General features: G+C 68.3%; 25 protein-coding genes. 13 read left to right on the plus strand and 12 right to left on the minus strand.

The features are described from left to right. The first annotated feature begins 126 nt into the window (after positions 1-126). Positions 127-885, plus strand: a complete 759-nt coding sequence (locus tag AC07BS_RS20580; protein WP_478933629.1) for a hypothetical protein — start codon at positions 127-129, stop codon at positions 883-885. 396 nt (positions 886-1281) lie between these two features. Beyond that, entirely contained in the window at positions 1282-2106 is an 825-nt protein-coding gene (locus AC07BS_RS20585; protein ID WP_478933631.1) for an SAM-dependent methyltransferase, read from the plus strand. A gap of 18 nt (positions 2107-2124) precedes the next feature. Here the strand turns inward: AC07BS_RS20585 and AC07BS_RS20590 are convergent, their stop codons facing one another. The 3 genes from AC07BS_RS20590 to AC07BS_RS20600 form a co-directional block, all read right to left on the minus strand. Next, positions 2125-3045, minus strand: coding sequence for a helix-turn-helix domain-containing protein (locus tag AC07BS_RS20590; RefSeq protein ID WP_478933633.1), 921 nt, complete (start codon positions 3043-3045; stop codon positions 2125-2127). Between the two features lie 92 nt (positions 3046-3137). Then, on the minus strand, positions 3138-3374 hold the full coding sequence (locus AC07BS_RS20595; protein ID WP_478933635.1) for a DUF397 domain-containing protein: 237 nt from the start codon (positions 3372-3374) through the stop codon (positions 3138-3140). 990 nt (positions 3375-4364) lie between these two features. Beyond that, positions 4365-4925 (minus strand): TetR/AcrR family transcriptional regulator C-terminal domain-containing protein, encoded by a 561-nt coding sequence (locus AC07BS_RS20600; RefSeq protein WP_478933790.1) that lies wholly within the window; start codon positions 4923-4925, stop codon positions 4365-4367. 106 nt (positions 4926-5031) lie between these two features. Between AC07BS_RS20600 and AC07BS_RS20605 the strand changes: the two genes are divergently transcribed. After that, positions 5032-6243 carry an FAD-dependent monooxygenase gene (locus tag AC07BS_RS20605; protein WP_478933637.1) on the plus strand — a complete coding sequence of 404 codons (1212 nt, stop codon included), beginning with the start codon at positions 5032-5034 and terminating at the stop codon, positions 6241-6243. A 53-nt stretch (positions 6244-6296) separates the two neighbouring features. On the opposite strand, the gene AC07BS_RS20610 is transcribed toward AC07BS_RS20605, so the two are convergent. Beyond that, positions 6297-6455 (minus strand): hypothetical protein, encoded by a 159-nt coding sequence (locus AC07BS_RS20610; protein WP_478637804.1) that lies wholly within the window; start codon positions 6453-6455, stop codon positions 6297-6299. A 174-nt stretch (positions 6456-6629) separates the two neighbouring features. On the opposite strand from AC07BS_RS20610, the gene AC07BS_RS20615 reads away from it, so the two are divergent. The 3 genes from AC07BS_RS20615 to AC07BS_RS20625 all read left to right on the plus strand — a co-directional run bounded on the left by AC07BS_RS20615 (position 6630) and on the right by AC07BS_RS20625 (position 8837). Then, entirely contained in the window at positions 6630-7127 is a 498-nt protein-coding gene (locus tag AC07BS_RS20615) for a DUF6463 family protein (RefSeq protein ID WP_478933639.1), read from the plus strand. Between the two features lie 137 nt (positions 7128-7264). Further along, complete coding sequence (locus tag AC07BS_RS20620; RefSeq protein ID WP_478933641.1) at positions 7265-7780, plus strand: hypothetical protein; 516 nt, start codon at positions 7265-7267, stop codon at positions 7778-7780. A 151-nt stretch (positions 7781-7931) separates the two neighbouring features. Beyond that, positions 7932-8837: an NAD(P)/FAD-dependent oxidoreductase gene (locus AC07BS_RS20625; RefSeq protein WP_478933643.1), complete on the plus strand. Its 906-nt coding sequence runs from the start codon at positions 7932-7934 to the stop codon at positions 8835-8837. Between the two features lie 66 nt (positions 8838-8903). Here AC07BS_RS20625 and AC07BS_RS20630 read toward each other — a convergent pair whose 3' ends face one another. Beyond that, positions 8904-9164: a hypothetical protein gene (locus AC07BS_RS20630; protein WP_478637798.1), complete on the minus strand. Its 261-nt coding sequence runs from the start codon at positions 9162-9164 to the stop codon at positions 8904-8906. A gap of 192 nt (positions 9165-9356) precedes the next feature. Here AC07BS_RS20630 and AC07BS_RS20635 point away from each other — a divergent pair, with 192 nt between their 5' ends. Both AC07BS_RS20635 and AC07BS_RS20640 read left to right on the plus strand, forming a co-directional pair. Then, on the plus strand, positions 9357-9710 hold the full coding sequence (locus AC07BS_RS20635; RefSeq protein WP_478933645.1) for a hypothetical protein: 354 nt from the start codon (positions 9357-9359) through the stop codon (positions 9708-9710). A gap of 781 nt (positions 9711-10491) precedes the next feature. Continuing rightward, entirely contained in the window at positions 10492-11220 is a 729-nt protein-coding gene (locus tag AC07BS_RS20640) for a TetR-like C-terminal domain-containing protein (RefSeq protein WP_478933647.1), read from the plus strand. Between the two features lie 168 nt (positions 11221-11388). Here AC07BS_RS20640 and AC07BS_RS20645 read toward each other — a convergent pair whose 3' ends face one another. The 3 genes from AC07BS_RS20645 to AC07BS_RS20655 are packed head-to-tail and all read right to left on the minus strand — an operon-like array spanning position 11389 to position 13851. Then, positions 11389-11511, minus strand: a complete 123-nt coding sequence (locus tag AC07BS_RS20645) for a hypothetical protein (RefSeq protein ID WP_478933649.1) — start codon at positions 11509-11511, stop codon at positions 11389-11391. Positions 11512-11552: 41 nt separating this feature from the next. After that, complete coding sequence (locus AC07BS_RS20650) at positions 11553-12761, minus strand: cytochrome P450 family protein (protein ID WP_478933651.1); 1209 nt, start codon at positions 12759-12761, stop codon at positions 11553-11555. Then, positions 12745-13851: a cytochrome P450 gene (locus AC07BS_RS20655; RefSeq protein WP_478933653.1), complete on the minus strand. Its 1107-nt coding sequence runs from the start codon at positions 13849-13851 to the stop codon at positions 12745-12747. The genes AC07BS_RS20650 and AC07BS_RS20655 overlap by 17 nt, the downstream gene beginning before the upstream one ends. A gap of 646 nt (positions 13852-14497) precedes the next feature. Between AC07BS_RS20655 and AC07BS_RS20660 the strand changes: the two genes are divergently transcribed. Together AC07BS_RS20660 and AC07BS_RS20665 are read left to right on the plus strand one after the other, a co-directional pair. Further along, positions 14498-16024 carry an amino acid permease gene (locus AC07BS_RS20660; RefSeq protein WP_478933655.1) on the plus strand — a complete coding sequence of 509 codons (1527 nt, stop codon included), beginning with the start codon at positions 14498-14500 and terminating at the stop codon, positions 16022-16024. 345 nt (positions 16025-16369) lie between these two features. Then, entirely contained in the window at positions 16370-16762 is a 393-nt protein-coding gene (locus tag AC07BS_RS20665; protein ID WP_478637790.1) for a hypothetical protein, read from the plus strand. 18 nt (positions 16763-16780) lie between these two features. Here the strand turns inward: AC07BS_RS20665 and AC07BS_RS20670 are convergent, their stop codons facing one another. Then, entirely contained in the window at positions 16781-17896 is a 1116-nt protein-coding gene (locus AC07BS_RS20670) for a serine/threonine protein kinase (protein ID WP_478637787.1), read from the minus strand. 755 nt (positions 17897-18651) lie between these two features. Between AC07BS_RS20670 and AC07BS_RS20675 the strand changes: the two genes are divergently transcribed. Continuing rightward, positions 18652-19353 (plus strand): Clp protease N-terminal domain-containing protein, encoded by a 702-nt coding sequence (locus tag AC07BS_RS20675; RefSeq protein ID WP_478933658.1) that lies wholly within the window; start codon positions 18652-18654, stop codon positions 19351-19353. A gap of 191 nt (positions 19354-19544) precedes the next feature. Here the strand turns inward: AC07BS_RS20675 and AC07BS_RS20680 are convergent, their stop codons facing one another. Further along, entirely contained in the window at positions 19545-20231 is a 687-nt protein-coding gene (locus AC07BS_RS20680) for a DUF4232 domain-containing protein (protein WP_478933660.1), read from the minus strand. 458 nt (positions 20232-20689) lie between these two features. Between AC07BS_RS20680 and AC07BS_RS20685 the strand changes: the two genes are divergently transcribed. Beyond that, positions 20690-21091: a peptidase inhibitor family I36 protein gene (locus AC07BS_RS20685; protein ID WP_478933792.1), complete on the plus strand. Its 402-nt coding sequence runs from the start codon at positions 20690-20692 to the stop codon at positions 21089-21091. A 175-nt stretch (positions 21092-21266) separates the two neighbouring features. Here the strand turns inward: AC07BS_RS20685 and sigJ are convergent, their stop codons facing one another. Continuing rightward, on the minus strand, positions 21267-22202 hold the full coding sequence (gene sigJ / locus AC07BS_RS20690; protein ID WP_478933662.1) for an RNA polymerase sigma factor SigJ: 936 nt from the start codon (positions 22200-22202) through the stop codon (positions 21267-21269). 102 nt (positions 22203-22304) lie between these two features. Between sigJ and AC07BS_RS20695 the strand changes: the two genes are divergently transcribed. Further along, the gene (locus AC07BS_RS20695; protein WP_478933664.1) at positions 22305-22673 is read left to right on the plus strand and encodes a hypothetical protein; all 369 of its coding nucleotides are present in this window, start codon (positions 22305-22307) and stop codon (positions 22671-22673) included. 48 nt (positions 22674-22721) lie between these two features. Here the strand turns inward: AC07BS_RS20695 and AC07BS_RS20700 are convergent, their stop codons facing one another. After that, the gene (locus tag AC07BS_RS20700) at positions 22722-23570 is read right to left on the minus strand and encodes an alpha/beta fold hydrolase (protein WP_478933666.1); all 849 of its coding nucleotides are present in this window, start codon (positions 23568-23570) and stop codon (positions 22722-22724) included. Positions 23571-23588: the final 18 nt, after the last annotated feature.

Raw genomic sequence — 23588 nt, forward strand, 5'->3', positions numbered from 1 at the left:
GCGCAGCGCGCTCGCGACAAGGCTCGCCGCCTCAGCAGCGAGATTGCGGCATCACCCGCTCGAGCGCAAGCCGTCAACCGCCTTCAGGTGGCAGCAAGTCGGCTTGCGGCAGCCGAGACCGAAGACGTGCCCCTGGTTCTGCGATTCGGTCTGGTGGAAGAGGCCGAGGAGGCTGCGCGTCAGTACCGGCACATGGCCGCCCACGATGCCCGGCGCACCGGTGCATCGTGGGCGGAGATCGCTACTGCTGCCGGAACCAGTGAGGCGTCGGCGCGCGCCCTCTGGAGCAAGCAGAAGCTCCTCCGCGCTTCGGCTGCGGTGGATGGTCCAGCAGCATCGACCGAACTCCCGCACCAGCGTTCCGCCCCTAGTGGGGTGTCGCGGATCTCGGCCCACGAGCCCATGGCGCCTCAGGCTCTGGGGGCGGCGCTGTCCGCCCTATACCTGGAGTCGGGTATCACTGTGCAAGAAGTGGCGCTCCAAGCCGACCTCGCTACGGCAGCCCTCGGGAAGATCTTTAACGGTCAGCACATCCCTTCCTGGCCGGTGACGCACATGCTCACCACGATCCTGTGCGGCAGACCGGAGCAGGTGCGTGTCGTGTGGGAGGCATGTCAGGGGCGAGTGCGGCCGTCCGGCCGTTCCCTGGCCGATGCCCACCAGCAGTTCCGCAGTGCGCTGAGTGGCCTGCACCTGGCAGCGTCGTCCCCCGCCCCGGAACGGATCGCTGAAAAGACCGGTCTGGCAGCGTCCGTGATCGAAGCCGTGCTCAGCGGCGCGCTCCTGCCCGACTGGCCGACGACAGAAGCCCTCGCGGCCGGACTGTCGGTACACCCCTGCGTCATCCGCCCCTTCTGGGAAGCAATGGACTACGCCCGGCCCTGACGCCGCGACCTCGCAGGGAGCTGCCGGCGGCGGAGCACTGTTCCAGCACCGACGAGGCGGCAGCCACCCGACTGCACAGCATGCCACTCGGTCACCTTCGTCTTGCCACCTCTTGCCCAGGGCGCCAAAGGGTGACAGGAACCGACGGCGGAGGCAAGCCCGCGCACCCTGTTCTCGCCAATTGCGTAGAAGTGCCGGCAGGGGGCCGACTGCCGGTGCGAGCCCCAGAGACCCAGAAGGCCTGGACGCCGGTCGGCCTCCGCAGGCACGAGCGAGGTAAATACTCTCCCTGCCTTGGCGTAATTCACGCCTCTGTACGGTACCCCCGTTCGGGGGACTGGTCTGCTGTCAAGACGCTCCCTAGCATGAGCACTTCCATCGTCGGAGGGGGACGGGATGGCTCACGTGAAGGAAACCAAAACTCACGCAATTGACGTGCGCGTGCCAAGTGTGGCACGGATGTACGACTGGCTCTTAGGTGGAGTGGAGAACTATCAGTCGGATCGCGACGCCTGCAAGAAACTCCTGGACATCGCCCCCAGCTCCCGGATCCTTGCCCGGAACAACCGCGACTTCCTGCGCAGGGTGGTCCGCGCCCTGGTCGAGGAGCATGGGGTCGAGCAGTTCATCGACCACGGGTCCGGTCTTCCTACCGAGGACAACGTCCATCAGGTCGCTCAGCGGATCAACCCGCAGTGTCGCGTGGTCTACATCGACAACGACCCCATCGTCCTCGCTCACGGCCGCACCACGCTACAGGAGAACGACAACACCGCCGTCATCCACGCGGACATGCGGCAAACCGACGAGATCTTCCAGCACGAAGAGGTGCGACACCTCATCCGCCCAGGCCGCAAGACCGCGGCACTGTTCGTCTCGGTGCTGCACTGCCTGCCTGACACCGACGACCACAACGACCCGGCAGCGCTCATCCAACGCGTTGCAACGAAGATCGGCCCTGGAAACCTCGTGGTCATCTGCCAGCTCGTCAGCGACGACCGGTCCGTACGGGATGGAGTCACCCAGCTGATGCTCAACAGCACCGGCGATCGCTGGGGGCGTGTAAGGGAACCGGACGAGGTACGGGCCTACTTCAAGGGGCTGACGATCCTGGAGCCCGGACTGGTCGACGTCATTGATTGGAAGCCCGACAGCCCACCGCTGCCCGTGGAGCAACGGGCCACGGACTGGGTCGAATGGGGCGGCCTTGCCCGTGTGTGACGGGCCTGGCTCCCCGTCTCACAACGCAAGCCGGCCCCGGTAGTGGTCGACCGCCTGAGCGAGCATGTCCTTGGTCTCCTGCCGGGAGGCAGCTCTCAGGCTCAGCTCGTTCAGTACAAGCCGGTACCTGTCGATCTCTGCGGTCCGAGTCAGGTACAGGGCACTGTCCAGGAGTTCCACGTAAACGAGCTCAGGCGGTCCGCCATCCCCGAAGTGCAGATGGGTGATCGGGAAAGTCGGTGCCATCCCGGCCCCGCGCTCGAAGCTGACGATGCGAACATTGACATTCGGCACCTCGTCCATGCGCAGCAGGTGCTCGAGCTGCGCGCACATCACTGCCGGCCCTCCTACAGGGCGCCGAAGAATCCCTTCGTCCAGCAGGGCCACCACTGAAGGAGCCGAGCGGGAGACCATGGCCTGCCGGATCAGGCGCAGGTCCACCATCTTGTCGATATCTTCGTCCGAGGCGCCGGGCACCGCGGACTTGACCAGAACCCGAGCGTAGGCCTCGGTCTGGAGGATCCCCGGCACTACGTGGTTTTCGTACGTGTAGATTCGGCCCGCGGCTCCCTCGAGGCCGATGAGCTTCTTGAGGAATCCCGGTGCGACGTCGAGGTACTGCTGCCACCACTCCTTGTTGCGCGCCTGCTGCAGATGCAACCTGATCTGTTCCACCTGCGCGGGCGACGCCTGGTAGAGGCGCAGCAGATCGTGGACGTCCCGCTCCTTGGGTGGGCTCTCCCCGCGCTCCAGGCGACTGACCTTGGAGACTGAGCCCCGGATGACCCGGGCCGCATCCTTGAGCGTCATGCCCCGATCACGGCGAAGTGTCCGCAGCTGATTGCCGAGAAGCCGTCCGGCAGCCTCACGCTTGGAATCGTGCCCCATGGAAACCACCGGTTCTTCCAAGGGGCCTACGGTCTTGCGAACGGCGGACATCCAGGCTCCCGCTGGGGGCTGACACGTACAACAGCTCCCTACGGTGGCGCCTGGATGCCCGCCAGGCCAAGCTTTGGCCAGAGCCTAAGGGGTTAAAGATCCGTCAGGTGATCGAACTCGGCACCCTTGATGCTCGCCAGGAAGGTCTTCATCTCCTCGCACGTGTACACCAGTGCCGGCCCGTCCGGGAAACGAGAATTACGCATCGCCACCGCGTCCCCCGGAAGCTTTGCCAGCTCGATGCAGTTGCCCTGGCTGATACTTGCGCTGCTCTTGATCCACTCTGCTCCCATGATCTCGCTCGCCGCCACACCGTTCGCGAACCGCATGCTGCACACCATCGCTTCCTTGACCGATTGTGCCCGTGCATGATCGAACGAATCCCGAATTCGGTCAGCTGGGACCGCTATTTCTCACATGCAATCGCATGGGCCGATGATTGATGAGAATGCTAGCCTCGGGCAACTCGTGATGGAGTCACCCAAAAGTGTCCGTTTGCGATGCGCGTGAGGCTACGAAGAACAGGAAGTACCACTGGGCCTGCTGCCGCGCCGTGCAGCCTGGCAGCGGCGCCATCGCACACCAGGCTGTCCGGCCCCAGCATCAGGCACCGCGTGCCCGAGCAACTCTTCCGCGATGGCCAACTAGCCCTGGAGGAACGCCACGACAAGACAGTCCAGGCCGAGGGCATGGATGCCTTCCACATTCTGGCTCTTCAAGGGAGATGCCCGAATGACCGGACCTACGGCCGTACCCGAAACGCGGACAGGTCGCTGCCAGTGAGGAGACATCACGTACCAGGTGACCGGCCCCGCCCACGACCCTCACCTGTGCTCCTGCCAGCACTGCACACGCCTCCCGGGCGGCCCGGCGATGCTGTGGGTCGGGTCCCCCGGGGGGCCCTCACCTGGACCGGGCCCGGAGGCGAGCCGACCTGGTACTCGACCTGGCCCACCCTGCATCGCGGATTCTGCCGGCGCTGCGGAACGCATCTCGTCTCCGTCGCCGACGAGTCGGAGATGGTCATGATGGCGGCCTTCAGTCTCGACGAACAGCACGGTCTCGAGCCCCTCGCTCACAGCTTTCAAGAGGCAGCGGCGCCTTGGATGGCCATCGCCCTCGCCCCCGATCCGCTGCGCCCTAGCTGTATTGACTACGAGCGTTGTTGACATTCCCGCCAAGGGGCTCTGGCCTCCTGCGGGGCTGGGGGTCTCGGAGCGGTTTCCACGGTGACCCGTGTGTGGGGAGGGTACGCGCGAGCCTGCGGAGGTACGGCGGGCTCGCGCTGGCAGGACGTGGCAGACAGGCAGGTCCGGCTTCTATGCCGTGATGCGCGCGGTCAAGCCGTTCACAATGAGGGAAAGTCCCGCCTCGAACGCCGATTCGGGATCGATCAGTGGCGTGTCGGCCGGTAGGTCCGGGCCGTCGCCGGGGCCGGAGTCCGCCTGTTCTTCCAGGACACTGCCGACCGTGAAGCGGCTGGCCGTCAGCATCGCCATCTGTGCGTCGTGCTCGGGCACGCCGGAGTCGACGAGGAAAGTCATCTTGTGGCGGATCCGGTCGAGGTCTGCGGTGGGCGTGGAGCCGGCATGGAGACGTGCGCCATCGCGGCGCATCAGCAGGGTGCGCCTGAAGCTACGGGTGTTCTCCAGGAACCATTCGCGCCAGTCGTCCTCAGGCGTCGGCAGCGGTGCGTTCGCATGGGGTGCCATCGCGGCCTGCGCCATGGCGGCCAGGAGCTCCTTCTTGGTGCGGAAATGCCAGTACAGCGATGGCTGCTCGACGCCCAGTCGCTTCGCCAGTTGCCGTGTGCTGACGGCATCCAGGCCGACCTCGTCGAGCAGCTCGAGCGCCTCGGCGACCACGGTCTCACGGTTCATCTTCGCCACGTTGACAATCTATCGCTGATAGATGACTCTGGAAAGGAATCATTCGCTGATAGTTTTTGAAGCGGTGGACATGACACAGGGTTCGGGAACGCGATCCTTGCGAGTCCTCATCGCCGGCGGCGGAGTCGCGGGACAGGCGCTGGCCTTCTGGCTGACGCGGGGCGGCCACCGGGTGACCGTCGTCGAACGCTTCCCCGTGCTACGGGCCACCGGCGCCCAGGTCGACCTCCGGGGTCAGGGCATCGAGGCCGTCCGCCGCATGGGACTCCTCGACGACGTCCGGGGCAGGCGCGTGGACGAGAAGGGCGTCGCCTTCGTCGACGCCCGCGGCAAGGCCAATGCGACGATCATGGCCAACACCTCCGGGCAGGGCCGCCAGACACTGACCTCCGAGTACGAGATCATGCGCGGCGACCTGGTACGCATCCTCAACGATGCGACCAAGCACGGCACCGAGTACGTCTTCGGCACGAGCGTGGACGGTTTCGAGCAGGACGAGCACAAGGTCGTCGCGCACTTCTCCGACGGGTCGTCCGGCGAGTTCGACCTCCTGGTCGGCGCGGACGGACAGGGATCACGCATCCGCCGGGCGATCCTCCCGGAGGGCTTCGACCCGTATTGGCGGGTCGGTATCCACATGGCGTACTGGTTCGTCCCACGCATCGATTCCGACAGCAACATCCGGGACACCTATATGGTCCCGGGCGGCCGTCAGATCATGCGCCGCAGCCACAATCCGACCGAGACCCAGGCCTACTTCGTGATGCGAGAAGAATCCGAGGAAGCCTCGGCCATCCACCGGGAACCCGTCGAGCGTCAGCAGGAGTTCTGGGCAAGCAGGTTCCGCGACGCCGGCTGGCAGACCGAGCGATTCATCGAGGGCATGAAGACCAGCCCCTTCTTCTACTCCCAGGAGATCGCCCAGGTGCGCACCGACACCTGGTCCAAGGGCCGCGTAGTCCTGGTCGGGGACGCCGCGCACTGTGCTTCCCCCTACAGCGGCATGGGAATCTCCGGCGGCTTGGTCGGGGCCTACGTCCTGGCCGACGAGATCAATCGACACCCGGACGATCTGCCAACCGCACTGGCGAACTACGACACCGTGCTGCGGCCCTTCGTCAACCACATCCAGGCCGAGGTCAATCCGCGACTCCTGCGCCTGGGCATGCCGATGACCCAGCGCGCTATCGACGCCTTCCAGGCGGTCACCGCACTGGCTTGCTTCCTGCGTATCCCCGACCTCGTCGCGCGCTGGTCGAAGGAGGACCGCGGCGGCAACTGGCAGCTTCCCCGAGCACGGCACAGCTGAGTGCCGCCTGATCTCATTCGGCGGCTCCTGTCGCTCGTCTGCTCGGGCCTGGGTCACATCACGATCTCACCGCCGGATTCCTCTGGAGCGCTGAGAGGGCCGAGGCTGGTGAGGGCGAGTGCCGCGTCGAGAAGTGCGGAGGCCAGGGTGGGGAGCTGGCCGGGGGATTCGGACAGCAGGAACAGCCAGGCGAAGACGGGTCCGACCAGCAAGGCGTTGAGGGTGGCTGGGCGGGTTGTCTCGCAGTGCGGCTGCCTTCCCCTGCGACCTCGCCCGGACCGCGGACGACACCGCTGCCGCGCCGCCCTGGATCGGCCGAACCGCGGTCGGACGGCAACCATATGACGCCGCGCGGCTCCGCATCCCCAACAGATGGGAAGAATCAAATGGTCAAATATGCTGGCTGGCTCCTTGTGTTCTTCGGAACCGCGCACACGCTCCTCGCGCTGACGGCGGAAGGGGCGGCACGCCACGCCGGGGAGTGGTTCAGCGGGGCGCTGTGGGGCGAAGACTTCTCCGAAATGAGCCCGGCCAACAGCGCGCTCTGGCTGTCTCTGGAGAGCTTCGGCCCGCCACTCATCGTGGTCGGCCTGATCATCCTGTGGCTGGATCGCCGCGGCATCACGCCACCGCCGTTCATCGCGTGGGCGCTGGGGATCTTGAGCGTGGTGGACGCCGTCATCCTCATCACCACACCTTGGCCGCTCTTCCTGCTCGCGGACATCCTGCTGCTGGTCGGAGGCCGCCGCGCCGCCCGCCGCGGCAACCCCGCGCCTCACGACGGCGCCAACTCCCGACCCACCTGGACACCGAGTGATCGTCGCCTCGAGGCCTCGGATGCCACGGAGTCGGGGCATCCGGAGGGGCATGGAGAGCCGCGATAGATCCGGACGCCTATGACCCGTACGAGGTGCTGGGGGTGTGGGATCGGACCAGACCGAGCAGGACATGTGTTCGCCGTAGCGTCGATGATGGCCCGTTCCGGCCCCACGCCATCGGCAGTTGAGTAAGTTCGTGGCTCATGAGCGCATATCGAGCTTCTCCGGGCGAGCCGTGGCCCGGCTGGTCGACCAGCCGGGCGGCTCAGGCCGCGTACGGCAAGCATCTGCTCCGCATCGGCGAGCTCGTCCCGGCTCTGCTGTACATGTACGTCATGGACCGCCGGCACCTGGCGGCCGCGCACGCCTCCTGTCGCCCAGACCTCATGGACTCCCAGGTCAGCAGCGTGGCCATGGAGTGCCGGGACGACCTGCTGGAAACCGCGGCGGTCCTGGACGCCCTCGGCCTGTGCCACGGGCACGGCAACTACCTGCCGCGCCCCTACCAGGAGGACTCCAGTAACCCGGTGCCCAGGGACGTGGAGCTGCGCACCGATGCCTCCGACGTCGCCAGCGAACTCGTGGCCCACGACCTCCAGCACGGCACCAGTACCACCGGCGATATCCCGGCGGCCTTGGAGGACGGCTGTACCGACGCCGAGCGAGATGCGGTCCGCGCCTACGCCCGCCGCGAGTGGATCGCTTCCCGGGAGAGGTGACTCGACATCTGACCACCCGCTACGACTGGCTCGGGTGCCGAGTCCGTGGCCCGCTGCCGAACGGAAGGATCGAAGGCCCGGTGGCCAAGGAGGCGGCAGGTTTCGCGGGCGTACTTGTCCGCCGGTCGCCCGCTTCGGAAGGAGGTGGATCATGAAGCCATCGTGGGACGCGGACCTGCTGGTGATCGGCGCTGGACCGGCCGGAGTGGCCGCCGCGGTCATGGCGTCGAGCCTGCGGATGACGTGCGTGGTCATCGAGGCTGAGAGCGTCGGTGCGAAGTTGCGTGCGATCGGGGCGATCGAGAACGTGCCAGGTGGCTGGTCGACCGGAGCAGCGCTCGCTGAGGCGCTTGCGGGTGACCTGGCCCGGCACCAGGCGCTGGGGCGCGTCAACGTGCTGCCCGGCCGCGCCGTACGAGTGATCGGCCATGGCGAGTGTGCCGAGGTCGCGCTGACGGGCGGCCGTGTCCTGAGGGCGCCGGCCGCGGTGGTGGCCACCGGTGTGACAGCGCTCGGGCCCAGGGACGTGTCCTGGATCGATGCGCCGGAGAACTGGGAGCCGCCGCCGCTGTGGCGGGCGGCAGCCGATGACCTGGTAGGCCGCCGGGTCGTGGTGCTGGGCGCGGACCGGCCCCTGGGCACCTGGCTCCGCACGCATCCGCACGCCGAGGTGCGGCTCGACGTGCTCTTTCCTGAGGCCGACCACTACAAGACCGACGAGGTCGCCGGCGACCCGCGCATCCATCTGGACGTTGTCGACCGCGTCACCGTCACCCCGGTCCCCGAGGGTTTCCGGATCACAGCCTGGCCCCCGGGCGGAGGCTCGCGCACCTTCATCGTCAACGCCGTGCTGGGCAACATCGGATCGAAGCCGGCCGTCGTGCCGGGGCTCGTCGTCGGCTCGGACGGGTACTGCCCACCGGACCAGCAGCACCCGCGGATCCTCGTGGCTGGTGACCTGAAGGGAGCCCGGATGCAGCGGATTGCCGTGGCCATGGGCGACGGCTCGCGGGCAGCGCTGGAGCCGTACTACCGGGACCGAGCCGTTCCCGGCTGACCGCCATGGTCGGGGAGTGATTGCGGGGCAGTCGCGAACTCGGCCGCCCGCCGCAAGGGCGGGCTTTCAGCCGGCCGACGCCTGGCGCTGCGCGGCTCGGTGGCGGCGGTAGTAGGAGACGGTGACGGCCGCGGTGAGCGGGCCCCAGAGGACCAATGGCTGGTAGAGGATGCCGACGACAAGGTTTCCGGTCTGTGTCATGTCCTCGCGCGGATACGTCCACCACCAGGGGACGTTGGCCCAGATCAGGGTGAGGGCCGCCGCGCCGAGGGCGGCGGGGACGACGGCGGCCAGGGGCCGGACGGCACGCCCTCCGATCAGCGTCATACTCCGAGGTGATGCGCTCGGCCACACCGCCCACGCCCCGCTTCGACGACTGAGGCCGATGGCAAACGGGCTGGGTTCATTCGCACCGGGCGGCTGTCCTGCGCATCGCCTACCACGTCTTCCCGGCCGGGCGTGGAGTAGCCTTGCCGCGTGATGTCACGGCCTCGCTTCCCTCCGCGCTCTCTGCGTGAGGTGCGAGTGCTGCACCGGAGGGTGAACTGCGCTCCTCACTTCGCGGACATCACCGTTGACTTCGAGCCCGCAGCGGAGGGTTTCGCCTTCGAGGTCGCCGAGGGCCTGGCGGTCGCGTACGAGCCCGCCGACAAGCTGCCGGGTTTCTTCAGGGCGGCTGCCGCGGGCATCGAGGAGCAGTTGAGCCGGCCTGAACACGGCGTCGTGGTCGCTGTGCGAGTGGTACTGCGGCAGGCACGGGCCGATACGTTCGGTTCCCATGAGCTGGCGTTCAAGGTCGCGGGGTACCTTGCCGCCCACAAGGCGTTGGAGCGCAGCGGTCAGCTTCCCCCGCGGAGCACTGCGGACGACTGACGTCCTGGGGGCAGCAGGGCGGTCGGTCGGCCCAGCCCTGCTCCCCGGTGGGCGGCGCATGCGGCAGCGCGGCGGCGCGAGTCCGTTCGGTATCCGACTGCCGTACGAGACGCGTCGACAGTGCCGTACGGGGGTGTGTCCGCTCTACCGCTCGACTCGCGAGCGCTGGGGCGGATGGATGCGTATATTCCAATCGGCCTTGGCAGTCACGGCCTTGTGGGGTGCCCCCGGGCCCTGGGTCCCGCCCCCGGTGCGAGCGACCACCTCGTTCTCCCTGGGACCCGCGGTCACCGCCCCGCGCGAGGAAGCGCCCGGGACGCGGGACGAACGGGTGGAGCGGGAGCCGAGCAGAACTCGCAAGCCGGCGCCCCGCGGTCCGAGCCGGCAGAACAAGGCGGCGCGCATCATTCACCTGCCGTGCCCCCCGACCGATTCCCCCAAGCCGGCGTCCGAGCGCTCTGCCCCGGACGGGAATCCGCGAAGGTCACGGCAAGCACCCCCGCACAACCGCAGGAGCGGTCGGGCATGGGCACAAGCCCCGGCAAGAGCGAGCAACAGCACACGGCACAGTCACAGTTCCAGTCGTCCGAGAGCCTCACCCGGCAGGCCCCCGGCACCACGACACCACAGCCATCCGCGGGGATTCAGCACACCTCCTCGCCCAGCGGCCCCCACTCGGACATCGCCCAACGGGACCCGAGCGTGCTCGCACCTAGGCACGGCACCCCCGTCAAGAGCCGGGCCACCCTTGGCGGTGATATTTGACAGGTACAGTTCGGCCATGGATCTTTCCGGAACAACTGCCGCAGATCAGAATGCCCACCTGTCGGCAGCCATCAGGACCACCGCGCGCCGACTCCTGCTCAAGCTTGGCGCCGGCGGGCTGTCCCTGGATGCCGTTGCGTCCGGCAGCGGTCTTGCCATTACCGAGGTCGAAGCTGTCTTCCCGCACCGGGACGACCTGCTGACCGCGCTGGTCATCGACGCCTACAACGAATCCGGCGCCGCGATGGAGCAGGCCGACCAGGCCGCCAGAGACAGCGACGCACCGGCGGGCGCGCGACTCCTCGCGGTCACTCGTGCGCTGCGGCAGTGGTCCTTCGACAACCCCGGCGAATTCACGCTGATTTACGGTTCGCCCGTTCCGGACTACCACGCCCCGCAGGACACCGTCCCGCCCGCCTCGCGCACCCCCGCCGTCCTCGCCGGCATCGTGCGCTCGGCGCTTGAGGCAGGTGAACTGACCCCGCCCCGGCAGGCGAAGACCGGACCGTCCTTGCTGCTGCCGGAAGCCGTCGCGCTCTTCGGCGGCATACCCGAAGCCCCCTTCTCGGACATCATCGAGCGCGGCATCGTGCTGTGGAGCAACCTGATCGGACTCCTGGTCTTCCAGGTCTTCAGCCGTACCCACGACAGCGTCCGGGACGAGTCCGCGTTCTTCGACTTCGCCGTCGCCGTGGCGGCCGAAGGGATCGGACTCACGGTTCCCTTGGACGAGACCGCCGGCTGACCGTCCACGGCATGGCGGTACGGGCCGGGGTGGCTGACCACGAACGTCTGTGCCGTCTGTCACGGCGAGTTCCGCGTAGCGCATCCCACCTGCTCCGAGCAGCCCTGAACGCATCTGCCCGGGCCCGGGCCCGGATCCGGCATCCGGTGCCCGGTCAGGACGGCGGGGTCACGACAGGACGATCAGCCCGTTGCGCTCTGGAGCGCCCGAGTGCCACGGGTCGGCGCCGGCCGCGTTGGCGTTCACGCTGACCAGGCGGCTCCAGGGCGCGTCGTCGGCACTCGCGGGCACGGTGAGGATGCCGAGGATCGCGGCGGCTCCGAGGAGGAGGGTTATCGCAGCCGCACCGGTAGGGACAGCAGGCCGCGGTGACGGGGGTTGGGCTGCCACCGAGCCTCGTGTGCTTCGTGCAGCCGTAGGCCGGGGAAGCGCTGGAGGATGCCGATGAACGCCTCCTCGGCCTGCAGGCGGGCGAGAGGGGCGCCGAGGCAGTGGTGGATGCCGTTCCCGAACGCGAGGTGCCTGTTCGCGTCGGGGCGGTGGATGTCGAACCGGTCCGGATCGTCGAAAGTCTTCGGGTCGCGATCGGCACCGAGCAAGGAGATCTGCACGAAATCGCCTTCGCCGATCGTCACTCCTCCCACATCGACCGGCTCAGTGGCGTATCGGAGGGAGGCGAGCCCGGAGGGTGACTCGTAGCGCAGGACCTCCTCGACCGCTGCCGGTACGAGCGACGGATCGGTGCGGAGGGCGGCGAGTTGTTCGGGATGGTGGAGGAGGGTTCTGATGCCGTTGGCGATGAGGTTGACCGTGGTCTGGTGGCCGGCGATCACCAGGAGGAACGCCATGGAGGTGAGTTCGTCCTCCGTAAGCCGCCCTCCCTCCTCGTCCCGCGCGGTGAGCAGCGCGGACAGCAGGCCGTCGTCGGGCTGCTCGCGTTTGAGCACGATGGAGGCTTTGAGATAGGCCAGCATGCTCTCGGCGGTGAACACCGACACCTCGCCGTCGCCGTGGCCGCCGTGGAGCGTGTTGCCGCGCACCGCGAGCGTCTCGTGGTCCTCTTCGGAGAGGCCGAGGAGGTCGAAGATCACCGCCACGGGGAGCGGAAGGGCGAACTCGGTGATCAGCTCGGCCTCGTCCTGTTCTTCGAGCGCGTCGAGCAGCGCGGCGACGTGCTGCCGCACCTGGGGCCGCAGGGCGGCGGTGCGACGGGCGGTGAACTCCTTCTGGACGATCCCGCGCAGTCGGGTGTGGACGGGCGGGTCGCTGTTGAGCATGTGCGAGAAGAGACCGCCGCCGGGCCCGTCGGTGAGGCCGATGTGACGGCCGAACCTCCGCACCGCGTCGTTCTTGGCCAACCGGGGGTCCGCGAGCAATGCCCTCGCCTGCTCGTGGTCGGTGACCACCCAGCCCTCCACCGGCGCCGGGCCGGGATAGCGTACGTAGCGGGGTCCGCCGGTCTCGCGGAGCCTGCGGTACGTGTGGTGGGCGCTTTCGTACCAGTCCTCGCCCAGGACCTCGATGTCATGCCGGTCGGGCACGGCGGCGTACCTTCGTCCTGGGACCTATGTGGACGGTCTCGACGCCCAGGAGGCCCACGAGGGGAACGTGTGCCTCGTGCTGTCCGGGGGCGACGATCAGGCCCGTTCTCCGGATGTGGTCGAGGAGCAGCTCGGCGAGCGGCATGACCATGTGGCGTCCCCAGCAGCGTTCCGAGTGATGGCCGAACGGCAGGTAGCCGGGGGTGTCGTCCGGGTCGAGCGTCTCCCACCGCTGCGGCCGGAACTCGCCCGGCGCGTCCCACAGGGCCGGGTCGCGATGGGTGAGCAGCGGCAGCATGAGCACGTCGTCGCCCGGACCGATGCGGGAGTCGACGGCGGGAAACTCCGGACACCGGTTCCGTAACAGGTTCCAGGAGGGCGGCATGAGCCGCATGGCCTCCCAGATGATGTTCCGGGTGGGTACGTTCTCGTCGAAGGGGGCGCCGAGCCAGAGGGCGTTGGCCACCAGAGTGGAGACCGTGAAGCACACAGGTGCCGCCAGGCGCCGGTACATGCCCATCGCCCAACGGCGGTCGTGGTACCCCTCGGCCCGGGCGAACAGGTTCGCCGTGTGGGTGAGGTGCGGCCCCGGCCGCGGCCGGCGCGGCAGCGCGGCCCCGGCGACGATCGTGGTCCATGTCAGCTTCGGGTCGATCTCCAATGTCCTGGACATGAGGACCTTGAGCCGGCGCGGGTCATCGCGCAGGACCAGGTCCCGGAGGAAGCGGTGGCCGGTGATCGGCCAGGGCCCGGACAGGTCCGCCGAGGAGGGGATCGGGTCGGGCTGCTCCAGCGCGGCGCGCACGTCCCTGCCGACCGTGCGGATGCCGGACGATGCCTCCGCTTTCGAGATGGAGCGGCCGTGGAGGGGTTTGAAGGTGGGCCGCTCGGTCTCGGTCGCCTTGCGTACGGCCAGAATGCGGTCGCACAGCTCGGCTCCGGCGACGCCGATCGTGTCGGGCTCGAGTCGGACGAGGTCCTTGCCGAGGTGGTCGTCGAGGAGGGCCTGGAGGCGCGGGTGGAAGACGGTGGTGCGCCGGACGGCGGGCGGGGACAAGGCGGCGGGGGACTGGGACAGGGCGGCGGGCATGAGGAAGCTCCTGGTTCCGGGGCGTACGAACGCGCTGGGCCCGCCCGGGCGGGCCGGCAGGAAGGCCGACGCTGCCGGGGCGGGCCCGGTGCTGGGAATGCTCCGGCGACTCAGTACCAGAAGTACCAGGCGCTCCGCTTCAGGCTCTGCTCACGCTTCTTCGCGAACGCGGCGAGAATCTTCGTCATGGGTACCTACCTCCCCTCAACGCTTCCTTGCACCGCGCGGTGGAGCATTGAGCGCGGTGGCTCGTACCGGGGAGGCCGGGAAGTCCCCTGCTCCGCGACCGGTGCAAGGAGTGAATCCGTGGGGTACGGAGGATGTCAATGGTTGTACTTGCCCTGAGTGATGACACGGGCCGCAATGTCTTGATACATGCGGTGGAGACGTCTGTGGCTGTCACAGGGTGCGACGGGGCGCGTACGAAAACGTGATGTTCCGTCAGGCCGCAGCAGGGCCCCACGTGGCCACGTCAGGCCGACGCCGGGCCGAGTCCCCCAGCGGCAGTCCGCGCGGAATAACCCATGCGCACGAGACGCCCCGTTGATCAGTGGCCCTGCCTTCGGGTGTCATGGAACGTCTGCTCGGACGCACCGCTCGCTTCACCCACGTTCTCTCGTCTCCACACTTTCTGGAGGTCGCTTCCGTGTTCACACCACGCTCGCGCCCGCGTGGGCACCGATCGACGCACGGCGCCGAGGCCGACGACTCCTTCCTTCAGGAGTTGGGCTACAAGCCGCAGCTCGTCCGGCGCATGGGCCGGCACGGCAATTTCGCCATCTCCTTCTCCGTGATCTCCGTGCTTTCCGGCTGCATGACGCTCTACGGCTTCGGCCTGTCCACCGGTGGGCCGGCGGTGATGTTGTGGGGCTGGGTCGCGGTGGGAGCGATGGTGTTGTTCGTCGGCGCCGGTCTGGCCGAGGTCACCAGCGCCTACCCGACCAGCGGGGCTCTGTACTACATGGCCGACCGGCTCGGAGGGCGGCGCTGGGGCTGGTACACGGGCTGGCTGAACCTGCTCGGCCTGCTCGGGGCCATCGCCGGCATCGACTACGGTGCCGCGCAGTTCTGCGGAGCCTTCGCCGGCCTTCAGTGGGGGTTCGAGGCCACCCCCGCCTCGACCTTGCTGCTCTTCCTGGGCATCCTGGCACTGCATGCCGTGCTGAACCTCTTCGGTGTCCGGCTCGTCAGCGTCCTGAACTCCATCAGCGTCTGGTGGCACCTGGCAGGCGTGGCCGTCATCGTCAGCACACTGGTGCTCGTACCGAGCCACCACCAGTCCGCCTCCTTCGTCTTCGGCACGTTCGTCAACGACACCGGCTGGAGCGCCCAGTGGTACGTGGTGCTCATCGGCCTGCTGCTGGCCCAGTACACCTTCAGCGGTTACGACGCTTCCGCCCACTTGTCCGAGGAGACCACCGACGCCCGCACCAGCGCACCCCGCGGCATCATGCGCGCCATCACCTGGTCGTGGGGCGCCGGATTCGTGCTGCTCGCCGGCATGACCTTCGCCATCCAGGACTACGCCGAGACCAAGGGTGCCGACGTGCCGCCCGCCCAGGTCTTCCTCGACGCCCTCGGGGCGTCCGGCGCCAAGGCGCTGCTGCTGATCGTCATCGTCGCGCAGCTCTTCTGCGGAAACGCGGAGGTCGCGGCGTGCTCGCGCATGGTCTTCGCGTTCTCCCGTGACGGCGCCCTGCCCGGTTCCCGCGTCTGGCGGCGAGTCGACAACCGCACCGGCACTCCCCGCGCCGCGGTATGGCTGTCCGTCATCATCGCCGCCCTTCTGGCACTGCCATCCCTCTACAGCGATACGGCCTACGGAGCGGTCACCGCCATCAACGTCATCGGGATCACCCCCGCCTACGCCATACCCATCTACCTGCGCCTACGCCACCGTCGGACCTTTCAGCCCGGCCCATGGCACCTCGGCGGCCGGGGCCCGCTCATCGGCTCCATCGCCGTCGCATGGGTAGCCGTCGTCACGCTGCTCTTCCTGCTCCCTCAGAGCTACCCCGTCACCGTCGCCACCTTCAACTACGCCGGCGTCGCCCTGGCCGCCGTCCTGGTGCTGGCCACCCTTTGGTGGTTCGTGGCCGGGAAGGACTCCTACCAGCCCCCGGGCCACGGCACCGCCCGCACGAGCGTCGAATTCGAGGAAGAGATCGTCTAAATGGACGCCACCCAGGAATAACCCGGACGTCCGACCACCCCGGAGACCTGGATCTCGGCGACATCGCCACGGGTATTCCGACGACCATGGAGGCCGCCCCTGAGGGAGCGAGCGTAGGACACCTCGCCCGTAGGGTGGGACGGCACAGGTCTCACCGGCGTCCTCCGCACCCGCCGCTACGGCCACTGGCGCTGGGCGCCGCCCTCACCGCCCATCCCACCCTGGCACGTGGGGAGGTTGCCCGCGCGGAGGCGTGTCTTTTCCGATCTTCGGAGGTTAAGGAAAGCGGATCGCGCAGGGCGGTCCGCTCGACTCGGGGACACTCAGGGGAAAGGGGCGGTCACCATGGTTCGCGGTGCCAGGATCCTGGCCGTACTGGCTATTTCGGCGATCACCATGTGCGGCGCTGGAAGTGCGGCCCATGCCCACACGGGCAAGGGCACGGGCGGTGAGGACATCGCGGGCAGTGTCCTGTCGGTGCTGGGCAGCAGCACCAGTACGGGGCACGCCAATCAGTGCGGAGCCCCTATCGGTGGCGTGGGAGTGAAGTCGGTCTGCCGGGCCAAGCACGACCACGCCGACCGGAACCGGCCGGGTGACGAGCGGGTGGAAGGCGGGCTGCTGTCCAACGTCGCCGCCTGGAACGCGACCGGGCACAGCAACAACTGCGGCAATCCCAACGTCGCCGTATTGAGCGACACCACCTGCATCACCGAGGAGGTCCACCACAGGCACTGACCCCCGGTCGCGGAAGCCTCAGAACCTTCCCGATCGCCTGGGGAAGTAGTCCTCCAGCACGCCTTCGCGGTGGACGTCGAGTGTCGCGCAGTGCAGTCCGCCGCCGAAGGGAGCCACGTCCCAGAACGGCACCGGGACGACCTCGAAGCCCAGCCGGTCGAGCTGTTCCATCTGTGCGGTCTCGCTCGCTTCCACGCAGACCGTCCCGGGGTCCAGCACCAGCACGTTCATCGACAGCCAGCGGCTGCACGCGGACAGCGGCGGCGGGTTCTGCCGCCCGGGGGTGGCGGCCTGCACGACCTGCCAGTCGTTGACCTTGAGGTGGTGCAGCAGCTCCTCCTCGGCGGGACGTTCCCCACAGTGCAGAACGAGGCCGGGACGCAGGGGCACCCATGTGGCATCGATGTGCATGGGGTGCGCGTTCCCGAACGTCACCCCGTGCACGCGGTGCTCCGGCAGATGCTGCCGGAGCCAGCGGATCCCGGCCGCGTTGGTGGCGAGGGACTGCTGGACGAACAGGTCCTTGCCGCAGCGGGCGATGTCGGCGGCGTCGAAGAGCGGCTCGGTCTCGGTCAGCAGCAGCTCCCCGGCCCTGGCCCGGGCGATCTGCTCCTCGAACGGCAGGGCGTCGTACATCTCCCAGAAGCCCGGCCGGTACGACGCCTCGGTCAGCCGGGGCTTGGGGGCCGCCTCCCACCTCATGTCCGGGTCGTCGCGGAAGTAGCTCTCGATCAACGGCCGGTGGGCCAGGAACTCGAACCAGCGGCTGCGGAACGACATGGTCGCCTCGAGCAGCTCGTTCCCGATCACCACCAGGACGTCACGCACCGGCATGGCACCGAACATGCTCTGCTGCGACCACTCAGGGGTGCCGACGGGCCGGCCGAAGTCCAGCGGCCGTGGCCGGTCGACCCGAATGCCGCGCTGTTCGAGGACACGCGCGAAGTCGTCCAGTTGCTCGTTGGCGGCCGCCGTCATCTCCTCCGGCAACGGCCCATACGTTCCGCGTGGAAAGCCGTGCTCGGGCCAGTCCCGCACGACCGCCGGCTCGGGCGCCTGCACCACGGTGCCGTCCGCCCGGCCGACGACGACATGCCTCAGCGGATCCCACTCGTTCCAGGAACCGACCTTCACCGATCCTCCCCCGAGGTACACCGCCGTGTACGGCCCGCTCCCCGAAGCGGGAAGCGACGAGAGGCCAGTGTGGCGTCCGCCCGGCCGCAGCACGAGAGGGCGAGCCAGGGGCGCGTGAGGTGACCAGGGAGTGCCCGGCGCACGAGCGCCGGGCGAAGACCCGGCGGGCGCGATGGTGATGGGAGACGGCGCGCCCCCAGGAACAGCCGGTCAGGGTGATGGCGGCGCACCTAACGGCATACTGCGGCGCTGCCCCGTCGGACGCCCCTGACGGCACCCGCGGGCGACGGCCGGTACGCAATCGGCAGCCGCCCGGATATGGCCCGGAACAGGCCCGGAGCGCCGGACCTGTGTTCAGGTGACCGTGACCGTTCCCGTCATCTCCGGGTGGATGTCGCAGTGGTGCGGGAACGTCCCGCGCAGGGGGAAGGTGTGGGGGAAAGTCTCGCCCTGGCCGAAGGGGCCCGAGTTGAAGGATCCGTCGTCGGCCGTCTGGACGGGGGGAATTGCCCCGGCGCCGACACCACGGCTCCTTACGCAGGGCAGCAGTACGAGAACCGGTCCTCAATGAGCAATGGGCGACACCACAGGCCGACGGCCTGCGGCCGGCTGGCCGGTATGCGATCAGGCGAGTGGGCAGGCGCACGACAAACCCGACCGCCGTACCGGGCCGTCGGGCGAAAGCGAGCGGGCGCACACGGAATGAGCGTCAACTGCACGTTGACGACAGGGAATCGTCAACTTACGATTGACGCATGAGCCCACTCGACATCAGTCTCGCCGACCTGATCGCTCGGCTCGACGAGGAACTCCCCGGCGCCAACGAACTGGCCCGCATCAGCGAGGCGCGACTTCGCGCCCAGACGCTGTCCGACCTCGGTGACCAGCTCATCGACCACTACGTCAGCAAGGCCAAGCGGAACGGCGCGTCATGGACCGAGATCGGTGACGCCATCGGAGTGTCCAAACAGGCCGCCCAGCAACGCCACACGCCCGCCCCGTTCGAGCGCTTCACCAAGCTGAACCGGCACAGCATCGTGCTGGCGCAGGAAGCCGCCCGAACGCACAAGCACGACTTCATCGGCACCGAACACATACTGCTCGGCCTGCTCGGCGAACCGCGGGGTCTGGCGCATGAGGTGCTGGTGGCGAAAACCGAGTCGGAGCGACGCATCCGCGACGCGATCGAGGAAGCCATGCCGCCGGCCGGGGAGAAGCCGCTGCGAGGGCACATCCCGTTCCGGCCGGAGAGCAAGGAGGCCATCGAGCAGGCGCGCCGCGCGTCGGACGACCTCGGCCACGACTGGGTCGGCACGGAACACACGCTGCTGGGCCTGATCCGCACCGAGGGGAGCCCGGCCGCGCAGATCCTGCGCAACCTCGGCTTCACCTCGGACGAGCTGCACGAGACGGTCAAGGCCGAGACCGCCAAACGGCTCGACGCGCACGACGAGTAGTAGCGAGACCATCAGTCGCCGCTGAGGGTCGGACCGACAAGGGGCGGTGCGTTCGCGCCGCCCCTTACCCGACGTCGTCAAAACCTTGCAGTGCATGGTGGGTGAGAGATATCCGATATGTCGACTCATATCGAGGCCCGTCAGTCGGGCGTCCAACGGACCGCGTGACGCCCTCTCTCAAGGGCGTCTGATCAGCCGCCCTGACCGGCGCTCCCGATCGGGCCGACCTTCACCGGGGAGCCGGAGCCGTCCGTGACGGGCAACGTGGCAGCGCCCGGCCAGGAGAGGGTGACCGTCTTCGTCTCGCTCGGCGGGGTCACCAGCAGCCCCGTGACGCGGACGCCGGAACCACCCGACTTGTTGAACGGATAGCTGATTCCGAAGGCTATCGACTCTCCAGCCTTGAGGACGACCGAAGGTGCCTGCTCACCAGTGCGCTTCGCGGACAGTAACCCCGCGTTGGTCTTCAGATCGACGCCCGCGTACCCGGACATCGCGCAGCTGCGGCCACCGTGGTTCTTCAGCTCCACCACGACGGTGCCATCGGGGTCACCGTCGATAGTGCGGTCCTTCGCCGTGATCTGCAGATCGTCGGTGCGGCACTTGACGGCCTTGCCGTTCTTGTCGGATCCGGTCCCGGCCGCCGCGCCCTGCCCGCCGGAGCTCTTCCCGGTGGGCTGCTTCCCGGTGGGCTCCTTCCCTCCGCCCTGATCCGAGCCGCCCGAGCCGGAACCACCGCCCGAGGCAGACGCGGAAGACGCGGAGGACGCGGACGACGGGGTGCTCTGCCCCTTGCCGTCATCGTCGCTCTGGCAGGCCGTGAGCGAGAGACCCGCGGCAATGGACAGGGCGGCGAAGGTGAGCCTGTGAACACGCATCGTTTCTGCCTCGATATCGGTTGGGGGTGTCGGCCGCTCGATACGAGTTGGTACGAGCGAGCGCTTCTGATCATCAGGATGCACGCGACCCGGCGAACCGTTCCGCCCAACTACTCCCTAGTACATTCCTGTTACACGCAGCCAGGTGCGACGCGCACCATCATCGAGGACACGCCGCCCGCAGCCGTCCCTCTCGTGCCCTTCTCCTGCCGACGTCTGGCGGGGGAAACAAGACTCGAACACGGTGCGCCGTGCCGCGCCGCCGGCCCGTCTTGCACAGGCGAGCGCGTGAACCGAGCTGCGGGGGCAGGCCCCCTGGAGGAGTCGGCGGCGCACTGGTGAAGGCCAGTGGGCATTCGGTGAAGAACCCCGGGGGCCGAGGTGCGGCGATGCGCCCGACTTCTACCGTTGTCGTCGATGTGTTCACGACACCCCAGCCGAGGAGTCCGCGCGTGCCGATGAGGAAGCTGCTCTCCGCTCTGCTCGTACCGGTGGCCGCCGCGGCCGCCGCTGTGGTGCCGACCTCCACGGCTCACGCGGCCGCCGGGTACTACCGCTGCCCGGTCGGCTACTTCTGCCTGTTCTCCGGCCTCGACGGCACCGGCGACATGGTCGAACTGAAGCAGAGCACGCCGGACCTCACGGCGCTCGGCATGGACAAGCGGGGCAAGTCGGACTGGAGCCGGACGCGCTCGACCATCCACCTGTGGTCCGAGACGAACTACTCCGGCTGTACGACCGTCACTGCCTCCGGCCCGACGGGCAAGGGCAACTTCTTCCCCGGCTTCCGGGACTTCTTCAGCTCCGTACAGTTCGACGGGCCGGGCGGCCAGAGCTGCGGTACACCCCCCGGTGAGTGAGCCGTCGTGGAGAGCCCACCGCGCCCATGGATCGCCATCGGCCGCAGTTCGGGAGCCCATGAGCCAAGGTCTCGAACCTGCTCGACAGATTGGCCCGGTACGTGGCCGCCACCAAGCGGCCGGCACTCCCGGGGCACCACGTTCGCGACCGAACCCGAACCGGCCGCCCGTATGATCACCCGGTTCCCGGGTGCCAGTCGGCCCTCCCGCGCCACGGGCGCAGCTTCTCCGGGTTGCGGACGGCCCAGATACGGGTGACGCGCCTGTCCACGACGTCGAACGAGGCTACGGTCACGACGATGCCGGCACTCTGGGCCACCAGGCCCGGTACGCTGTTGACCGACCGCTCGAGGAGTTCGAGCCCCGGAGCCTTGTCGGCAATCGCGACCATGTACTGAGCGATGCGTGCGCCGTCCTCGACCGGGCGCAAGGCGGTGCCGACCATGCCGCCGCCGTCGGCGGTCATCACGGCAGCCGGGTCGAGGAGACCGACGAGGGCTGCGATGTCCTTGGACTCCCATGCCTCTTTGACGCGCCTCACCACCTCGGCGTGACCGGCAGCCGCGCCCGGAGGGCACGCGACGGCCACCCGCCGCCGAGCGGAGGCCGCCAGCTGCTTGCAGGCCGCAGGGGTCCGACCGAGGGCCCCGGCGATCTCGGCGTAGGGGTACCGGAAGACCTCGTGGAGGACGAACGCCACCCGCTCGGCAGGCGTCATCGTCTCCAGAACGAGAAGGAGGGCCATACCCACCGACTCGTCCAGAACGATTTGGTCGGCCGGGTCTGCGGTGCCGGTGCCGATGCCGCCCGTCAGGTCCCACTCGGTGCGGTCGGGCAGCGGCTCGGGCAGCCACACGCCGACATAGCGTTCACGGCGGGCCCGCGCGGACCCGAGCAGGTCCAGGCAGATGCGGCTGGTCACCGTCGTCAGCCAGGCGCCGGGGGAGAGGATCTCCTCCCGCCGGCTACGCGGCAGCCCGTACCAGCGTGCGTAGGCGGACTGCACGGCGTCCTCGGCCTCGGTCACCGAACCGAGCAACCGGTATGCGACATTGATCAGTTGGCGTCGCTCGCCGGCAATCTCATCCGCGCTGGTGCCGACACTCCCCATGCTTCCGGCCGTCCCCTCGCCTTACCTTTCGCGGGCCCGCGTCGTCGGACTGGTGAGACCTTACCGAGCTCCCGCCCGGGGCGGAAAAGAGGGGACTGTGACATGGCCACTCAGGTGACGGCGAAGACACAGAGCAACTCCTGGTTCCTGAAGTTCGCGATCGCCCTCCAGACCGTGACCATCTTCCTTCAGGCGGTTTCCGCCGGGCTGCTGCTGACCTCGTCCTACGGAGAGACGCTGCACAGCATCGGAGCCCGTGTGATGTACGGGGCGTCGATGCTGCACGTACTCGCGGCGGTGCTGGCATGGAAGCCGGGCGGCAGTTCGCCCCGGCCTGTCTGGCACGCGACAGGATTCCTCGTACTCGCCTCCGTCCAGGTCGTGCTGGGCATCGCGCACGTTCCGTCGGTCCATATCCCACTGGGCGTCTTGATGTTCGGCCTGAGCGTGCTGGCGCTGACCCGGCGTTGATCCCCGTACGGGAGCGGCGCCCGGCACTCCCTGCCCTCGGGCGGCGCATCAGCGGGAAGGACCAGCTCCGGTCTGTCGCAGGAAGTCTCTGAGAACAGCAGCGAGTTTCTCGGGCTGATCCTCGGGGACAAGGGTGGATGAGTCGGTGATCTCGACCAGCCGTCCCTTCGGGTACAGCTCCGCCAGCCGGGGGCCGTGCTCACGCGGCATCAAGGGATCCTCGGTGGCCCAGACGACCAGGACCGGACGGTCGAAGCCGCTCAGCTGCCGGCTCCAGTCCAGCAGCGTCTTGCGGTCGGGTGCCGAGGTGGCGAACTTGGCGAAGTCCCTGCGAATGGCCTTGCTCCGGGTCACAGGAGCGAACCAGTTCTTCGTGATCTCGTCGGGGATGCCGCGACGGCTCATGCCGCCGTATCCCTTGGGGCTGGTCCGGACAGCGGGGATGCGCATCAGCTGGATCAGAAGCCGGAGGCCTCCAGGGATCCGGCACACGGTGGCCAGTGCCTTGGTAGGCCCCGGGGGAAAGTTGTCGAACGCCTCGCAGGCCACCAGTACCAGCCGTGCGACCCTTTGCCCCTGCTTCTCCAGAACGAGGAACTGGCCGCCGCCCCAGTCGTTGAGTACGAGGGTCACGTCGTTCAGCCCCAGCCGCTCGATGAACTCGCCCAGCAGTCGTACGACGCCGCGCTGGGAGAGATCGGCGTCGGGGTTCATCGGCCTGCGGTGACCGCCCAGAGGCAGCGTCGGCAGGATGCAGCGATACCCGTCCAGCAGGGGCACCACCTTGCGCCACTGCGCACCGTCCATCGGCACGCCGTGGCCGAACACGAGCACCGGTCCGTCACCGCCGGTGTCCTGGTAGTCGATCGGCCCGGATGACAGCTCTATTCCTGGCATCGAACCCCCTTGATAGAT

Source organism: Streptomyces sp. NPDC044063, assembly GCF_056434285.1.

Excerpts from the sequence above, each read along its gene's own strand:
- AC07BS_RS20585 (WP_478933631.1), top strand. The coding sequence starts at position 1,282 with ATGGCTCACGTGAAGGAAACCAAAACTCACGCAATTGACGTGCGCGTG.
- AC07BS_RS20590 (WP_478933633.1), bottom strand. The coding sequence starts at position 3,045 with ATGTCCGCCGTTCGCAAGACCGTAGGCCCCTTGGAAGAACCGGTGGTT.
- AC07BS_RS20595 (WP_478933635.1), bottom strand. The coding sequence starts at position 3,374 with ATGCGGTTCGCGAACGGTGTGGCGGCGAGCGAGATCATGGGAGCAGAG.
- AC07BS_RS20600 (WP_478933790.1), bottom strand. The coding sequence starts at position 4,925 with ATGAACCGTGAGACCGTGGTCGCCGAGGCGCTCGAGCTGCTCGACGAG.
- AC07BS_RS20615 (WP_478933639.1), top strand. The coding sequence starts at position 6,630 with ATGGTCAAATATGCTGGCTGGCTCCTTGTGTTCTTCGGAACCGCGCAC.
- AC07BS_RS20620 (WP_478933641.1), top strand. The coding sequence starts at position 7,265 with ATGAGCGCATATCGAGCTTCTCCGGGCGAGCCGTGGCCCGGCTGGTCG.
- AC07BS_RS20625 (WP_478933643.1), top strand. The coding sequence starts at position 7,932 with ATGAAGCCATCGTGGGACGCGGACCTGCTGGTGATCGGCGCTGGACCG.
- AC07BS_RS20630 (WP_478637798.1), bottom strand. The coding sequence starts at position 9,164 with ATGACGCTGATCGGAGGGCGTGCCGTCCGGCCCCTGGCCGCCGTCGTC.
- AC07BS_RS20640 (WP_478933647.1), top strand. The coding sequence starts at position 10,492 with ATGGATCTTTCCGGAACAACTGCCGCAGATCAGAATGCCCACCTGTCG.
- AC07BS_RS20655 (WP_478933653.1), bottom strand. The coding sequence starts at position 13,851 with ATGCCCGCCGCCCTGTCCCAGTCCCCCGCCGCCTTGTCCCCGCCCGCC.
- AC07BS_RS20665 (WP_478637790.1), top strand. The coding sequence starts at position 16,370 with ATGGTTCGCGGTGCCAGGATCCTGGCCGTACTGGCTATTTCGGCGATC.
- AC07BS_RS20675 (WP_478933658.1), top strand. The coding sequence starts at position 18,652 with ATGAGCCCACTCGACATCAGTCTCGCCGACCTGATCGCTCGGCTCGAC.
- AC07BS_RS20680 (WP_478933660.1), bottom strand. The coding sequence starts at position 20,231 with ATGCGTGTTCACAGGCTCACCTTCGCCGCCCTGTCCATTGCCGCGGGT.
- AC07BS_RS20685 (WP_478933792.1), top strand. The coding sequence starts at position 20,690 with ATGAGGAAGCTGCTCTCCGCTCTGCTCGTACCGGTGGCCGCCGCGGCC.
- sigJ (WP_478933662.1), bottom strand. The coding sequence starts at position 22,202 with ATGGGGAGTGTCGGCACCAGCGCGGATGAGATTGCCGGCGAGCGACGC.
- AC07BS_RS20695 (WP_478933664.1), top strand. The coding sequence starts at position 22,305 with ATGGCCACTCAGGTGACGGCGAAGACACAGAGCAACTCCTGGTTCCTG.
- AC07BS_RS20700 (WP_478933666.1), bottom strand. The coding sequence starts at position 23,570 with ATGCCAGGAATAGAGCTGTCATCCGGGCCGATCGACTACCAGGACACC.